The 15,651-nt window shown below is 43.8% G+C and carries 13 protein-coding genes; 7 read left to right on the forward strand and 6 right to left on the reverse strand.

What is annotated here, in order from left to right:
* Window positions 1–263 precede the first annotated feature (263 nt).
* On the forward strand, window positions 264–1,403 hold the full coding sequence (locus FHS57_RS28525; RefSeq protein WP_183979702.1) for an acyl-CoA dehydrogenase family protein: 1,140 nt from the start codon (window positions 264–266) through the stop codon (window positions 1,401–1,403).
* A gap of 75 nt (window positions 1,404–1,478) precedes the next feature.
* Here FHS57_RS28525 and recA read toward each other — a convergent pair whose 3' ends face one another.
* Window positions 1,479–2,537, reverse strand: a complete 1,059-nt coding sequence (gene recA, locus FHS57_RS28530; protein WP_028522273.1) for a recombinase RecA — start codon at window positions 2,535–2,537, stop codon at window positions 1,479–1,481.
* A gap of 221 nt (window positions 2,538–2,758) precedes the next feature.
* Here recA and FHS57_RS28535 point away from each other — a divergent pair, with 221 nt between their 5' ends.
* Together FHS57_RS28535 and FHS57_RS28540 are read left to right on the forward strand one after the other, a co-directional pair.
* Complete coding sequence (locus FHS57_RS28535; protein WP_183979704.1) at window positions 2,759–3,892, forward strand: DUF4932 domain-containing protein; 1,134 nt, start codon at window positions 2,759–2,761, stop codon at window positions 3,890–3,892.
* Between the two features lie 86 nt (window positions 3,893–3,978).
* Entirely contained in the window at window positions 3,979–4,239 is a 261-nt protein-coding gene (locus FHS57_RS28540) for a hypothetical protein (RefSeq protein ID WP_037299073.1), read from the forward strand.
* A gap of 127 nt (window positions 4,240–4,366) precedes the next feature.
* On the opposite strand, the gene FHS57_RS28545 is transcribed toward FHS57_RS28540, so the two are convergent.
* Together FHS57_RS28545 and FHS57_RS28550 are read right to left on the reverse strand one after the other, a co-directional pair.
* Window positions 4,367–5,221 (reverse strand): hypothetical protein, encoded by an 855-nt coding sequence (locus FHS57_RS28545; RefSeq protein ID WP_183979706.1) that lies wholly within the window; start codon window positions 5,219–5,221, stop codon window positions 4,367–4,369.
* A 3-nt stretch (window positions 5,222–5,224) separates the two neighbouring features.
* Entirely contained in the window at window positions 5,225–5,758 is a 534-nt protein-coding gene (locus FHS57_RS28550) for an acyl-CoA thioesterase (RefSeq protein WP_183979708.1), read from the reverse strand.
* A 181-nt stretch (window positions 5,759–5,939) separates the two neighbouring features.
* Here FHS57_RS28550 and FHS57_RS28555 point away from each other — a divergent pair, with 181 nt between their 5' ends.
* Entirely contained in the window at window positions 5,940–6,863 is a 924-nt protein-coding gene (locus tag FHS57_RS28555; protein WP_183979711.1) for a M23 family metallopeptidase, read from the forward strand.
* Between the two features lie 18 nt (window positions 6,864–6,881).
* On the opposite strand, the gene FHS57_RS28560 is transcribed toward FHS57_RS28555, so the two are convergent.
* From FHS57_RS28560 to FHS57_RS28570, 3 genes are all read right to left on the reverse strand, one after another.
* Window positions 6,882–8,225 (reverse strand): hypothetical protein, encoded by a 1,344-nt coding sequence (locus tag FHS57_RS28560; protein ID WP_183979713.1) that lies wholly within the window; start codon window positions 8,223–8,225, stop codon window positions 6,882–6,884.
* Between the two features lie 41 nt (window positions 8,226–8,266).
* A complete protein-coding gene (locus tag FHS57_RS28565) occupies window positions 8,267–9,439 on the reverse strand; it encodes a class I SAM-dependent methyltransferase (protein WP_183979715.1) in 1,173 nt (390 codons plus the stop codon).
* Between the two features lie 438 nt (window positions 9,440–9,877).
* Window positions 9,878–10,957 carry a M23 family metallopeptidase gene (locus FHS57_RS28570; protein ID WP_183979717.1) on the reverse strand — a complete coding sequence of 360 codons (1,080 nt, stop codon included), beginning with the start codon at window positions 10,955–10,957 and terminating at the stop codon, window positions 9,878–9,880.
* Window positions 10,958–11,488: 531 nt separating this feature from the next.
* Here FHS57_RS28570 and FHS57_RS28575 point away from each other — a divergent pair.
* From FHS57_RS28575 to FHS57_RS28585, 3 genes are all read left to right on the forward strand, one after another.
* Complete coding sequence (locus tag FHS57_RS28575; RefSeq protein WP_183979720.1) at window positions 11,489–12,091, forward strand: calcium-binding protein; 603 nt, start codon at window positions 11,489–11,491, stop codon at window positions 12,089–12,091.
* A 130-nt stretch (window positions 12,092–12,221) separates the two neighbouring features.
* Complete coding sequence (locus FHS57_RS28580) at window positions 12,222–13,664, forward strand: AAA family ATPase (RefSeq protein ID WP_183979722.1); 1,443 nt, start codon at window positions 12,222–12,224, stop codon at window positions 13,662–13,664.
* A 94-nt stretch (window positions 13,665–13,758) separates the two neighbouring features.
* Complete coding sequence (locus FHS57_RS28585; protein ID WP_183979724.1) at window positions 13,759–15,651, forward strand: peptidase U32 family protein; 1,893 nt, start codon at window positions 13,759–13,761, stop codon at window positions 15,649–15,651.

Consider the following 15,651-nt stretch of genomic DNA (forward strand, 5'->3'; position numbering starts at 1 on the left):
CACAGATTTGTAGAGTAACAATTGATTTTGCGGCTCTTTTAAGGATTTTTCAAAAAAATTATTACTCTAAAAATTGTTATAACAACAAATAAAAATTTGCAACACTCGCGTTTTGAAGTATTCATTTACGCTTCCGAAAACGTTTGCGTAATCTTTTATTTTTCTTCCCTCAACCGTTCACTCATTATTGCTTGGCATAATCATTGAATAATCTTAGATTGAGATTCTTTCATTCAACACTATTCCTTTAATCGCTTTTGAATATGAAGTCCGAAGTTGTAGAAAACCAAGAATTAATTGCCCAATCGGTTCGGGATTTTGCAGAACGCAACATGCGACCTTACGTGAGGGAGTGGGACGAAACCCAGCATTTTCCCGTTGACCTTTTTCATTCACTTGGCGAACTAGGGCTCATGGGCATCCTGGTACCTGAGGTTTATGGTGGTGCGGGATTGGGCTATCAAGAATATGTTACTGCGATTGTCGAATTAAGCAAAGTCGATCCTGCCATTGGGCTCTCGATGGCCGCCCATAACTCGCTCTGTACCAACCATATTTTGATGTTTGGCAATGAATCTCAAAAACAAACATACCTTCCCAAACTCGCTAGTGGCCAATGGATTGGTGCCTGGGGATTGACCGAACCCAACACTGGTTCGGACGCAGGAAATATGAGAACGGTGGCCGTTAAAGACGGTGACTATTGGGTCTTAAATGGTTCTAAAAACTTTATTACCCACGGAAAAAGTGGCAACGTAGCCGTCGTCATTGCGCGAACAGGCGCTGCGGGCGACAAACGAGGAGCCACGGCCTTCATCATCGAACGTGGCACGAAAGGTTTTTCGGCGGGGCGGAAAGAAGACAAGCTGGGAATGCGGGCTTCGGAAACAACAGAATTGATTTTTGAAGACTGCCGCGTCCATGAAAGCAATGTGTTGGGCGAAGTTGGGGAAGGTTTTGTCCAAGCCCTCAAAATTTTGGACGGTGGACGAATTTCCATTGCGGCGTTGAGCCTTGGCACGGCTATTGGTGCGTTTGAAGCCGCCTTGGCTTACTCCAAAGAACGTCAGCAATTTGGCAAGCCGATTTCGCAGTTTCAGGGAATTTCGTTCAAACTTGCCGACATGCACACCGAAATTGAAGCCGCCAAACTACTCGTGTATGATGCCGCTGCCCGCAAAGACCGCCACGAAAAAGTAACGCTCCAAAGTGCTACGGCCAAATACTACGCCTCAGAAGTATCGTGCAGGGTGTCTAACGAAGCGGTTCAGATTTTTGGTGGCTATGGCTTTACCAAAGATTATCCTGTGGAGAAATTTTACCGTGACTGCAAACTATGTACCATTGGGGAAGGTACAAGTGAAATTCAGAAGCTGGTGATTTCGAGAGAGATATTAAGTTAGGTTCAAAAAAAACCTCCCGAAAGTTCAAAACCTCCCGAAAGTTTTGAACTTTCGGGAGGTTAACTGATTTAAGCCTTAATCAGGCGTTCCGTCGTCGGCGATGTTTGGTTGTTGCGTATCCAACAGTGCATCGTCGTCTTCGTTGACTTTTGCACGGATTTTCGCTTCAAGTTCATCGGCCAATTCAGGATTATCTTTCAATAATTGCTTCACTGCGTCACGACCTTGTGAGAGGCGGTTGCCATCGTAACTAAACCAAGAACCTGATTTCTTCACGATTTCGAGTTCTACCGCTAAGTCGATGATTTCACCTACTTTAGAAACCCCTTCGCCGTACATAATGTCGAATTCAACCACTTTGAATGGAGGTGCCAATTTGTTTTTCACCACCTTCACTTTCGTACGGTTTCCAGTGATATTGTCGGCGCTTTCTTTGATTTGGCCAATCCGACGAATATCCAAACGAATCGACGAATAGTACTTGAGAGCGTTTCCACCCGTGGTTGTTTCTGGGCTACCAAACATCACGCCGATTTTATCACGCAACTGGTTGATAAAGATACAGCAGCAATTGGTACGGTTAATAACCCCCGTCAATTTACGCAAGGCTTGCGACATCAAACGCGCCTGAAGACCCATTTTGCTATCGCCCATTTCTCCTTCGATTTCCGCCTTAGGAACAAGGGCTGCAACGGAGTCAATCACGATGATGTCAATCGCTCCTGATGAAATCAAATGTTCGGCGATTTCGAGCGCTTGCTCACCGTTGTCAGGCTGCGAGATAAGTAAGTTTTGGGTATCAATTCCCAACTTTTGCGCATACACACGGTCAAAGGCGTGTTCTGCATCAATAAAGGCCGCCAAACCGCCCAATTTTTGAGCTTCGGCAATGGTCTGCATGGCAAGTGTAGTTTTACCTGACGATTCTGGCCCGTAGATTTCTACAACCCGTCCACGGGGCAAACCACCGATTCCTAGGGCAAGGTCAAGTCCAACGGAACCCGTTGAAATTACCTCGACATCCATTACTTTTTTGTCACTGAGACGCATCACTGTGCCTTTTCCGTAGGCTTTGTCAAGCTTCTCCAGCGTTGTTTGCAGGGCTTTAAATTTTTGTTCTTTGTTGTCTGCCATGGTTGATGTTAAAATATGAAATAGTAGGTTTGTTTACCTGTAAAAGTACTCATTTTATTTAGGTTTTCCAAAGGAAACAGCGACTAAAACGGGTCATTTTTAAGGTTATTTACGGGGCTTTTGCGCAACGTTTTTTACGATGGGGAAAGTTCATTTTGGGGGTTAAATTCTTAGCGAATTCCCTAATTGCTATCTTTGAATCTTGAACCTTTCCATTTCTTATGAAACATACGCTAACAGCCTTTTTTGTACTCTCATTCGGTGCGTTTCTCTTTACTTCTTGTGGCAACCCGATTGCGCCCAAAGCCCGATTCTCCACCGCTTATCAGACTGAAAACCGACAAAAAGTAACCCTTGAAATGCCCGAGACGTATGAACTTAGTTGCATTATCATGGCACTCACGGGTTATCGAAATGTTTTGGAAGGAAAAGACCCTTATATTCAAGACGTTAAAAAACATTTTAGCCCTTACAAAGACCATCCGATGGTGCGGCACGCGGCAAAAAAGTTTCGCAAACTAGGATTGTTTCACCATACTCAATTGCGCAAAAGCGCACTCACGCTTGAGTTTAATGACAACAACCGCCTCGTAAAAAGTAAGGTTTATTCATTGAAACGCCCGCTTTCGATGATATTGTTGGACTTACAAGACCGTCCAGCCCTTCTTCGGGATTTTATTGAAAAAACAAATTACCGAGCGTTTTACGCCCAGCATAAAAGTTATTACCAAGACCAATTGGCGAAGGCTGGCAACTACATGCCCGTCCGTAAAATGTGGCAGTGGGCCGAAAGTCAATTTCCTTCGCGCTACGATAATTACAAAATCTATATTTCTCCGCTCGACGGTGGCCATCATTTCACGTTTCATTTGAATGAAAACGGCTTTCGTCAAACGCTCATGTTTATAAGTCCAGCGGGCGAGTTTCCTGGCAATCGTTCGGAAGTTGAAAAAGAAGGCGCTTGGTCGCGCATTGTTTTTACCGAAATTGACCACAACTACGTCAACCCCGTCACGGATACGTACATAAAAGAAATTGAGGCGGTCATGCCCGATTGGAAAAAATGGAACAAAACCAAAGAAGGCAACAAGGGCTATTATGAATCCACGTACTTGACCTTCAACGAATACATGACGTGGGCGGCTTTTACGCTGTACGCCTATGACTCCTACCCTGCGGCTGATTTTGAGAAAATCAATCAGCGCGTCGAAGAGTTCATGATCAATGGCCGTGGGTTTCATCGCTTCAAAGAATTTAATCGGTTTTTGTTGGAAACCTATAAAAAACGCGCCGCCAATCAGACCGTTGCCGACCTTTATCCTGCGGTCATTGCTTGGCTCAAAGAACAACCCTAAGTGGATTTTTTGAATAGCCACGCGCCAATCAGTGCCCAAAGCTCGTACCTTTGCCGCACTAACCAATTTATTGAGACATCAAACTCATGAAAACTCCTTTAGTTGAAAGTCTGCTGGGATGGACGTCATTAGGCTTCTTTGCGTTGTGGATTTTGGAATTTCGCCGTACCGAATTTGTAGATAGTTACTGGTTATTAATGCTTTGCTTGGCCTGTCTATGGGGATTCCAATACCTGCGCCGCAAACGTGGTGCTGAGCCTTTGTTGTCAAAATACACCCCCGAAAATCGCCAGCAAAAACCCAAGCCCAAAGCCACTATCAAGCCTTCGATTAAGAAGAAGAAATAGACGTTGGGAGTTTTGAATTACAAATTGGGAATGGGGAAATTACGAATTAGGAGGTGGGACGTAGATTCCTCCTTCGTCGGAATGACAAAAAACTGGAAACCTAAAACTCCAAACCCGAAACTAAAAACTAAACCAGCCAAAGGGTAAAAAAGAAGACGCCGTCACCTAGCCAACGGTAGCGTTCGTTTGGGAGTACGGAGGCCGATTTTCTTTTGAGGTAATCGTTGGCAAGGCTCATTACCGACACTGTGATGGCTGCCCTCACGCAATAGCGGTACGTAGTGCTGAATAGTACAACTGTGGCCACTGCGCACACACTAATGCTAATCCACATCAAAATTTTACTGACCGTTTCGGTTCCCCACGCAATGGCCAAGGTGTATCCTTCTTCCATGTCGAAAGACTCAAACCAAGAGAATAATAGCAGATTTTGGAAAGCAACCAATCCAAAAAGCCCCATAAAAACTTTGCTTTCCCAAGGTGTTTCGGCGGATGCTGACAAAGCCGTCCACCAAACTCCTGCGGTATAAATCAAAGCAACAATTGGTTCTTTAAACAACTGAAAACCATCGGTCAACGTTGTTTTAAATATCACCACCAAATACCCCAGTACCAGCACTGCTAACGTCAGCCCAACGATAAACATCCCTTTGGGTAGCCAAAACAGACAAACAAGCCCTACTACCCCTAATCCAGCTAAGATTTTGAGCAACATCGGCTCATGTTGTGCGTGAAATCGGTGCCGTTGGGTATCCACCTTCCTCGATTTACGGTTGTCAAGCAAGCGATCGGCAACATAAATGGCGAACACCGCGATTCCCACCAAAAGCGTTGAAGCCCACGAGACTTTCCCGTGTCCATCGGGCATACGCTGCGCAATGGTATGCGTAAGCATTGCGCCCGCTACCACATCCAAACTTAGCCAATGAGCCCGTTTTAAATAATAGCCAATAATAAATGCTGTAGTGTGCAGCCAGTTCATTCCTTACACTTTCGTCGAAGCAGCGCTCAGACTTTGTTTAATTTCTCGAATCCGTTCGTTAAAGTTCCAGTTGTGATAGTCCACGTTTGGTAAACAGGTCGCTTCCAAATAATCCATAATCGAAGGTGGATGCACCGTGCGTTTTCCCGAACGTACATCAATGTACTTAGAGGTTACCCAAAGTACATTTTTGAGTTGCGTCCGCGAATCGTCCGTCATGTAGTATTCGGTGACAATGGTGTCTTCACTAAAATAAATCAAGCGCGACGTAATGCGCACCCACTCGCTCACCAGCGCAGGACGCACGTAGGCGATTTGGTGCTGATACACTACCCAGCTTTGGCCTAGTTCACGAAACAATCGCCCAAAATTAAACTCGTAGAGCTTAGCTACTTGGTCTTCACGGGCGTTGAAATAATAGTCAAAGTACTTCGCGTTGTTGAGGTGTTGAAGCGGATCACAGTCCTGAAAACGAATCACCATCCGCGATTCGGGTTCTTTGGGATAATCTTTATGGGGTAGGCGCTCAAAAAACATGTGCGTGACGAATAGTTGATTTTTTGAAAAAGAAGGCAAAGTTACAACACGAATTGGCTCCAAAACCCTTGTCCACAAAAAATGATACTCTTTTATAAAAAATTGACAAATGTCAAGTGGTTGACCCGAGATTTAACCTAGCTTTGTCGTTATCAATTTCAGCCAATTCATTATCGCACTTATGAAACTATCCTCTTCTATTCTCGCTTTTGCCGCCCTTTTTTCACCCTTTTTCGCGCTTGCACAAAGCTCCGTTGAAGTTACTTACACTGCCAACGACAAACGCGAATACACGTTTCAAGCCAAAAACACCAACGTTTGCGACTATACCGTCAAAGTCGAATTTACTGATTTACAGGGCGGAAGCTGCGGATGTTCGTTGCCGTTTATTGAATCTATTTCACCTGGCCCTAGCACCTTATTCACCCTCAAACCGAACCAAAACAACCAAGGAATTTCGTTCCGCTTCGGTTATACTTACCTCAAAGGGCGAGTGCTGAACAAAGCCCCTAAGCCGTTTTTATACCTTTTCCCTTTTTCTTCGGCGGTGCCGCACAAGGCTTTTTTGTCGAAAAATATCATGGAAATGATTGCCAACAAAAAAGTGTCTAATTTCTACGGCATTGCTTTTCAAATGCAAAAAGGAGACACCGTTTTTGCCGCCCGTCGCGGGGTGGTGAGCCAAGTAAAAGATGCTTTTGATACCCATTCTGATGGAATTTGGTTCTCCAGCCAAACCAATTCGGTAGAGGTTTTTCACGGCGACGGCAGTTTTGCCAGCTATAATCGACTCAAAAAAGGTAACATGTTGGTCAAAGAAGGCCAAGAGGTAGAAGCGGGCGAGCCATTGGGCATTGTCACTGACGATACCTTCGAGGGAAGTGTTGTTGTTCAATTTTCACTGTACTACCTTAGCCGTACGAGGGCTTTCAACCAAACCGAATATCCGTACGAATTCGTCGTTCCGTCGTTTTATTCGCCCACCAATACTTCGGGCTTAGTAATGCAGAGCGGCGGCACCTATACTTCCGAATGGCCCGAAGCGATGGTCACCCAAGAAATGTCCAAGAAGGAAATCAAGCGCTGGAAGGGTAAACAAAAGTAGTCGAGGGGATATTTCCCCTCAATCTTTGGCATACCAAAAAGGCACCGCTACGTAATCAGTCCACACTTTTTTGGGCAGGCTGTCCACGTTCATCGTTTTAATGTAAAGCGTATTTCGGCCAATTTTACATTTTTCAGTACTCAAATACGTCCTCAACCCTTTGGTAGTACCCTGGTCTTCAAAAAACAGCTCCACCGAATCGAAAGTACTATCGTTGAGGGCTATTTTAAAGTACTGATTAAAACACGCAAGCCTACTTTTGTCCACCAACAGCCGTTGTTTGCGCCTTTTGAGCGTATCAGGAAGCGTCGGTTCTTTACAAATCTTTGCTAAATCAGCGTCAAATACCTTACTGTAATTGATATACAGCTTCAAAAACGCCCCTTCGACGACGTCCGACTGAATACTTGCGGCTTCTATCCTTTCGTTTTCGGGTCGCAGGTTATCGTAGAAATTGGGGGTTAGTTTGTGTTCACTCGTACCTGTAGAGTAAAAATTGCGCGACTCTAGGTGCGTGATGCCGTAATGGGTCAGCATTTTATCTAGGTAAATAGAAAGCGCCAACCCAAAAAAGAACAACCCAATAAAACTAACCGTAAAATAATATTTTTTCCGAGGGAGGTTGGAGGCAAAGGTGAAGTTGATGTATTGAATAGGCTTATACATACCCATGTACAACCACGTACTTTTATCAATGAATTGCATAAGGAGTTTACCAATCACTGGGTGCTCTCGGTATTTCTCATTTGCACTGAGGAGAACAAGTACGAGACTAGCCACTAAAATAACCTCTCCAACAATGAGCAAAATGGGCTTCGCCTGACTGTAAAACTCAGGAAAAAACGTCTTAATACCCACCGTTCCCGTAAAAATCAGAAGGTATAACAGGGCGAGCATCAAACTAAATAGCACCAAAACAAAGGCAATGGAGAAAATTTGGCTGCTAAATCGGTCTAAACGAATGATAAAACCATCCAACGTCCCAAATTTCTTTTTGTAGGTTTCGGCCAAACTTTTGCTCGTATTGGGGATATTTTCATAGTTGATACCCTGCGGAAACACCGCTCGAAGCCCGACGATGGCAATCCAAAAAGCGCGAAGTATAAAGTGAACCGCAAACGTAATAATCAGCAAATAGGCGGAGGATTTGGCAAAACTGTAGGCTAACAGCGGAAATACTTGAGTGACAACGCTACTACTCAGTTGGTAGTTTTCAAAATAGCTTTCGATGGCAGTATCAGTCAATTCGGGGAGAAACGAGGTCGAATAAATAGCCGCCCCTGACACCACCAACTCTAAATTCCAACTTTGGTTAGATAATTCTTGAATCCAGTTACTTTTTTCGGGAGAAGGGGTTTCCATGCAATAGCCAATAAAGGTTTAGGTCACAACAAATGTAAAAATTAAATTGGCTTTTTACACACCAAAAGTCGTTTATCTCCATTGGCCAAGGTCGTGGCAAAAATGTACGTATGGCCACCTTCTTTGAGTTTAAGCTTTTTGCGTAATTCGTCGGTAGAAAGCGGAAAATTACGCACCGTCAGGTTGGCTTTTCCGTCGGGAAGAAACGGTGCCAATGCCTTGGCATCTACTTTCACGACGGCCTCCACCCGAAAAATTCGCCCAGGAAAATGCTCAACCAACGTCTCTGACGTGTAAAGGTGGCTGTGGGGCGCTATTTTTTCCACGCCATACGCATTTGCCACCGACTTAAACGCTCCTGCTTTCAGTATCGAGGCATTGGGCTCGTAAAGGTAGGTCTGTGGGTCGCTCAGCGTTACGGCTAAAGTTGCCTCATTATTCCACTCAAAATCAAACGTTTGCACCGTGTCATCCGACTTAAAATTAATCGTCCGTACCGTCGGGCTACCCGTGGGTTGCGCCTTCGACGACAGTTCAAAAAGCAGCTCTTTGCACTCGTTTTCTACCGAAACAACGTGAATGACCGACAGTTGGGGCAAGTCCAGTAAGGTTTGTTTGAGGTCGAGCAGCGGCGAGGCTTTGATGAGCAATCGCTTGGCTTTTTGCAAAAGAAGCGGCAAGTGAGTCACCACGTCGGGTTCGCAATCGCGCAGCCCTACCACGCGGCGGTTATCGGCCGAACGACGCGCGGGGTCGAGATAAATCCAATCAAAAACGGTATCGAGCGTTGGTAAAATCTCCAGCGAATTTCCTTGCAAGCACTGCACGTTTTGATGTCCTAGCACGTCTAAATTATACCTTGCCCGTTCCACCAATTCGGGCTTTTGTTCCACATAAAACACTGACGTACAGTTTTTAGCAAAAAAAGAAACATCAATCCCCATTCCGCCCGTTGCGTCCATCAGCGTACCCGACACCAACGCCGCTTTGTAACGCCCTGTTGTTTCTGACGAACTTTGTTCTACCGAAACCGCAGGCGGAAAAATGAGTCGTTCTTCGGCATACCACGAGGGCAGTTTTTGTTTGGCTTTTTGGCGGGCCTCGATTTGGCGGATTTCAACTTCTCGATTTTTACCGTATTTGAGCAACAGCGCCGCCACCGACGCAGACAGGTGTTCCCGAATAAATTGGCGTTGTTCGTCTGTCAAAGTCATTGTAGAAATACCCGCTTTAGATGTTTGCAAAGGCACAAAAGTAAGCATACAAGTGGCAGTATGTCTATCAGGAACGTCATTAAAGCACAAACCCCTAGTTGACTCATACCGATTACTACGGCTACGAGTTAACTAGGGTGCATTCTGAGTTAAAAACTAACGTTGGACAATGAGTTACAAAAGCTACCCTTTTTTATTCCAAAAGTAAAGAGCCCCAAGCCTAAAATTCCTCAAACAGCCCAATCAAAGTAATCCGTACTTTGGGGCGAGATTTTGACAACGTAGGCATTATAATACAGTTCTCAATCAGTTTATCTGCATTATTTTCGAAGCAGATGTCAGTTTCCACTTTAATAACTTTTTTCTTGGAAACCATTCCTTCTACAGGTTGAATGTATAATCAATGACGAAGGCAGAACCTCTGCATTAGTAATGATATCAATCAGTAACCCATACTGCTAGAATTTGGGGTAAGTTATCTATATACTTGTACTCTAATCTTACTCTTTTTCCATTCATGAATGAATCCTTCAAAATATCAACCATTCTTAATTCCATTGACTTATCTTGAGCGTTCTTTAATGGTATGAAGAAAAATTCTGGATTTGAAACACCATCTAACCAAACTAAAAACTGCTCTTTTTCCGGAGGTGGCATTCCTATGATGTCATTATTTGCAAGTACTCTTGTTTGAATTCTTTTTATTTTCCTATATGGCTGTTCTGTAAGTAATGATATTGGCAGCGAATTTATTAAAGGGTTTGTTCTCCAATGTATAGTTCTAACTGAACCTCTTATAGAAAAGGTAAGAAAATTAAACTTGTTATTTAAATTATTTGGCAAATAATTATATGAATTTACATCATTAGGATTTCTTGCATAATCATAAATGCCAAATGGATCAATCAAATAATATAATTCTGGAATCTGTACATTATTAACTACTCCTTTTGGACCTTTAAGGGCAACTCCAAAATGTAAATGGGCACCATTTCCTCTTGCTATCTTACCAATTTTTTGTCCTCTTTTTATGAGATAGCCATCCTGAAAGTTAATAATACTTGAAGGTTCAAGGTGTTGATAAACCGTAAGAAATTCTTTATTATTTGAAGATTTATGAGATAAAACAACGCAACTATCACTTTTACTTTTCAAAATTCCATCTTGGGCAGCACAAACATCAAAGTCTCCAGATAAAGTTTTAGGCATAAAATCAGTTCCTGCATGATATTTTATGACATCAGAAGTCCTAATCCAAGCCCTTCCTTTGTCACCTAATTGTATAGAATCAGTATAAAATGGCAGTGTTAAATCAAGTGATGTACCATTACCCAAAGGGTGATCCAAAAATTTCGACAAATTATTTCCAATGGGTAAGTTATACTTCGTTCCTTCAATTTGGTAGGCAAATGGTTGATATTGAAACGTTATACCATTTATTCTTCCATCTACTTTATCAACAAGATTTCTTCCATTTGGTAATAATCTATTTGGGTCATCCCCAAGTAGAAGTGACAATAATGATAAGTTTTTTTGAAGAGACCCCCCCCGAATTTTTCGTCAAAATATCCATAAAACTGCGTACCGTTTGAGTTTGGTGATGATACAAAATAATATTGGCTAATCGGTGGATTTTGTGAAAAAGACCTCGTTCCATAAAAGATAAATAATAAGATAAGACATACTGACTTAGAAAAACAGGGTGTGAAATTATATTTTATTCTTAAACTTTCCATTGTACACCTAATTTCTAGGTCGCTTTGACGAAGCAATAGCAGCCCTACTATGCCGAGACCAGCATTAAGAACACCAATAAACCGAAAGATGGACACTAGGAAGAGATTCGTAGCACCTCCCCCAAAATAGTCTGTCGCTAATGTGGGAACGAAAAGCACAAACAAGCCGAGGGCTAATGAATAGAGCGAGACAATGAAAATAAAGGTAGAACGAGACATAGTAGAAGGCGATTAAGTTTAATAATCACAAAACTGAGAAAATTGCCTCGCATTGTTCCTCATGGTTTTCTATGAAATCATCTCATGGAAAACCATGATTTTTGAGACAAAGGCAAGCAACTCTTCCGAGCTAACTTACGTCGCCCTCCATATCTCCTCAAAATTCCCTAATTTTGCACTCGCTTGGGACAGCCTGACCCTCCGCGCTATGCCCAAGCAGTTTGTAGAAGAAAGCATCCGCGACGGCTTGGATTTTGCAGAAATGACCCTATTTGCAGATGAAGTGGAGTTGGTCGAAGCACGAGATAATCCGCAAGATAGCAACGAGGTTATTCAAGCATTAGAATCCGAAAACAGCTGGGCCGACTTGGAAGAACAGGGAAAACGTATTCAAGCTGTCGAGGATGCCTGTGAACATGACTTCGCCCTCGTAGAACATTGGTTCGAATACTTAGAAAACAATGTCGAGCTACCCGTAAAAGCCCAGTACATCGGCAATTCAAACCGAAACCTTCGCTTCGGGGCAGAAATTTTAATCAACGGTTTTGCGGATGCTGACGACCATTACGGGCTGATTGGTTCGGCTATTTACCAAAAACGTTGGCTGCAAGTGCCCCTCTGCGACTTGAAAGTTCTCGAAAGTAGTAAAAAGACAGAGGCTTTGGAGGACTATATCGTTTGGTTTGCTAATCACTAATCGGCACAAATATGGGATACGTCGCTCAAACGCACTTGTTTTGTATAGTTTGAGCGAAATATAAGATTGTATAATTCGCTCAAACGTGCTTATTTTGTACTGTTTAAGCGAAATATAATCTGAAATAGGTATGCAAGAGGCTATTATTGGGCGAAAAGCCGAACTCCAACTACTGCAAACAGCACTGCTTTCATCCAAAGCTGAACTGATAGCCGTTACGGGTCGGCGGCGCATCGGAAAAACGTTTTTGATTACCCAAGCTTATCGTGAGCATCTTGTTTTTGAGATGATAGGTACGCAAAATGGCTTGTTGCAGACGCAATTAGAAAATTTTGCCGATCAATTAAGCCTATTTTCTCAATCCAAATTTCCGATTAAACCCCCACAAACTTGGGCAGAAGCGTTTCGTTTATTGCGGGATTATTTACAAACCATCGTCAATCCTGATAGCAAAAAAGTTGTTTTTTTGGATGAAGTGCCTTGGTTGGCAGGGCCCAAATCAGGCTTTTTAGAGGCATTTGGTTATTTTTGGAATAGTTGGGCTTCTCGGCAAAATCTCGTAGTAGCTATCTGTGGCTCAGCCACCTCCTGGATTATTCAGAAAGTAGTAAACGATACAGGTGGGCTACACAATCGTATCACCAAACACCTACATTTGATGCCCTTTACATTGGCCGAAACCAAAGAATACTTGCAAAGCATCGGCGTGTTTTATGACCATTATCAGATAGTACAGCTCTATATGGCCATGGGCGGTGTGCCACATTATCTGCAAGAGATTGATGGCTCAAAAAGTGTGGTTCAAAATATCGACACCCTTTGTTTTGCAGACAATGGACTACTCAAATCGGAATTTAATCGGCTCTATTCTTCTTTATTTCCACATGCCGATAAACATATTTTAATGGTGCGGACACTGGCCGAAAAAAGGCGAGGAATGACCCGCACCGAACTCCTCGAAGCCAGTAAATTGACCAATGGAGGAGGTTTCACCACTACACTCAACGAACTTATCCAGTCGGGCTTTATCAGTGAAACCTATCCCTTTGGCAAAACACAAAAAGATAAATTGTACCGCTTATCGGACGAGTACTCTGTTTTTTATCTTCAATTTATCGAAAAGAACCAACAGCAAGGCAAAAACCTGTGGCAATACCTCAGCCAAACTCCTGCCTACAAAATCTGGTCGGGCTTTGCGTTTGAAAGCTTGTGTTTGAAACATATAGAGCAAATCAAATGGGCGCTTAGCATTGCAGGGATTTTCTCGACGGTTTCTTCTTTTTACCAAAAAGGAACAAGCCAAGAAGAAGGCGTACAGATTGATATGGTACTTGACCGCAACGACCACACCGTCAATCTTTTTGAGATGAAGTTTTACAACCAGCCCTTTACGCTGACCAAAGAGTATGCCGAGCAGCTTCGCCAAAAAATGTGGCGATTTCAACAAATCACTAAGACCAAAAAGCAGGTCAATTGGGTGGTGATGAGCACTTTTGGCTTGATTCAAAATCAATATGCAAGCGGACTGATTACTAACAGCCTCACTATTGATGACTTATTTTTTATGAGGTAGTGGCACATACACATCACAGCCTTGTCCCCCCGATGGCCTTCTCCTCAAAATTCCCTAATTTTGCACTCCATTCTTACAACGGATAGATATTCAGATGAAAAAGAAAGTTGAGATTCTTGCTCCTGCCAAAAACCTGTACCAAGGAATGGCCGCTATCAATGCAGGGGCAGATGCTGTATATATTGGCGCACCGCAGTTTGGCGCCCGAACCAATGCCACCAACTCGGTCGAGGACATCGCTGACATGGTGCGCTACGCCCATCTTTTCAAGGCAAAGGTGTTTGTCGTTATCAATACCATTTTGTACGACGAAGAACTGGCCACTTGCCAAAAACTGATTCACGAATTGTACAAAATAGGCGTGGATGCACTCATCATCCAAGACATGGCTATCTTGGAAATGGACTTGCCGCCCATCGTGATTCACGCCAGTACGCAGGCCAACAACCGCGACGCCAAACACGTCAAATTTTTAGCCGATGCAGGCATGAAACGCGCCGTATTGGCCAGAGAACTCAACTTGGACCAAATCCGCGAAATCAGCGAAGCGACCGACGTCGAATTGGAGTTCTTTGTGTCGGGGGCGTTGTGCGTGTCGTTTAGCGGAAACTGTTACATGAGCGTGGCCAACGGCGAGCGAAGCGCCAACCGTGGTTCTTGCGCCCAAAACTGCCGTTTGCCTTACCAACTCATTGACGGCAAGGGCGAAACGTTGATTTCCAATAGCCATTTATTGTCCATCAAAGACTTGGATTTGAGCGACCAACTGCCCAATTTGATTGAGGCGGGTATCACTTCCTTCAAAATCGAAGGGCGTTTGAAAGACATCGTTTATGTAAAAAATAACACGTCGTTTCTCCGTCAAAAATTAGACGCATTTTTAGCCGAAAACGGCGACAAGTACGAAAAAGCCTCTTCGGGCCGCACGTTCTACAACTTTGAACCCCAAATGGACCGAAGTTTCAACCGAGGTTATACCGATTATTTTGTCAATAAGAGAAAGGAGAAAATTGGTTCGTGGGAAAGCCCGAAATCGCAAGGGCAGTACATTGGCAAACTGTTGGAAATCAAAGGAAAAGGCTACGTCATTGAGAACTTTGAAGAACTCAACAACGGCGACGGCCTTTATTTTATCAACGAAGAAGGCGTAGCCGACGGGGTTCAAATCAACGTGATTTTCAATAACCTCGTCATTCCAAACACCTTCAAGCCGCTTCCTGTGGGAACGGTCATTTATCGAAATTCGGATTCGGAGTTCAATAAAATGGTGGAAAAAGAAAACAGCGCTGTGCGCAAAATTGGCGTTTCGCTGTATTTTTCTGAAACCGCCGACGGCTTTCAGCTACTCGCCATCGACGAAGACGGCCACCAACACAGCTCGACGCTCACCATCGCCAAAGAACTAGCGAGAACGGAAGAGTCGGTGATTCCGAACATCAAAAAGAACTTGGCAAAAACAGGCAATACGCCTTTTGAGGTGGACACGATGGAAGTGGAATTTAGCCAAAACTGGTTTTTACCTACGTCAAAAGTCAACGAAATCCGCCGCGAAGTACTTGAAGAATTGGCCGAGATTCGGGTGCGTGATTACCACCGCGAAACGTTTCAAATCGAAAAAACAAACCACCCCTACCCCGTTCAAAAGCTTGATTTTATGTATAATGTGGCCAATCACATGGCACGGGAGTTTTACCAACGTCATGGCGTGACGGAAATCGAAAAAGCATTTGAATTGCAATGGGACCCAGGCAAATCGCGGGTGATGACCACCAAGTACTGCGTCAAGTACGAGTTGGGCAAATGTGCGCGGTTCCAACGGGCGACCATGGGCGAAAAACTGACCGAGCCACTCACCCTAAAACACGGCGAAGTGGAGTACAAATTGCGGTTCAATTGTAAGCCCTGCGAAATGGAGATTTGGGAAAAAGATGCCGAATTGGAATACGAGGACGAAGACCAACAATTGGGCTACATCGAGAAATGGTAA

This window comes from Runella defluvii (genome assembly GCF_014195535.1).
GTDB classification, from domain to species: Bacteria; Bacteroidota; Bacteroidia; order Cytophagales; family Spirosomataceae; genus Runella; species Runella defluvii.

Excerpts from the sequence above, each read along its gene's own strand:
- FHS57_RS28525 (WP_183979702.1), top strand. The coding sequence starts at position 264 with ATGAAGTCCGAAGTTGTAGAAAACCAAGAATTAATTGCCCAATCGGTT.
- recA (WP_028522273.1), bottom strand. The coding sequence starts at position 2,537 with ATGGCAGACAACAAAGAACAAAAATTTAAAGCCCTGCAAACAACGCTG.
- FHS57_RS28535 (WP_183979704.1), top strand. The coding sequence starts at position 2,759 with ATGAAACATACGCTAACAGCCTTTTTTGTACTCTCATTCGGTGCGTTT.
- FHS57_RS28540 (WP_037299073.1), top strand. The coding sequence starts at position 3,979 with ATGAAAACTCCTTTAGTTGAAAGTCTGCTGGGATGGACGTCATTAGGC.
- FHS57_RS28545 (WP_183979706.1), bottom strand. The coding sequence starts at position 5,221 with ATGAACTGGCTGCACACTACAGCATTTATTATTGGCTATTATTTAAAA.
- FHS57_RS28550 (WP_183979708.1), bottom strand. The coding sequence starts at position 5,758 with ATGTTTTTTGAGCGCCTACCCCATAAAGATTATCCCAAAGAACCCGAA.
- FHS57_RS28555 (WP_183979711.1), top strand. The coding sequence starts at position 5,940 with ATGAAACTATCCTCTTCTATTCTCGCTTTTGCCGCCCTTTTTTCACCC.
- FHS57_RS28560 (WP_183979713.1), bottom strand. The coding sequence starts at position 8,225 with ATGGAAACCCCTTCTCCCGAAAAAAGTAACTGGATTCAAGAATTATCT.
- FHS57_RS28565 (WP_183979715.1), bottom strand. The coding sequence starts at position 9,439 with ATGACTTTGACAGACGAACAACGCCAATTTATTCGGGAACACCTGTCT.
- FHS57_RS28575 (WP_183979720.1), top strand. The coding sequence starts at position 11,489 with ATGATTTTTGAGACAAAGGCAAGCAACTCTTCCGAGCTAACTTACGTC.
- FHS57_RS28580 (WP_183979722.1), top strand. The coding sequence starts at position 12,222 with ATGCAAGAGGCTATTATTGGGCGAAAAGCCGAACTCCAACTACTGCAA.
- FHS57_RS28585 (WP_183979724.1), top strand. The coding sequence starts at position 13,759 with ATGAAAAAGAAAGTTGAGATTCTTGCTCCTGCCAAAAACCTGTACCAA.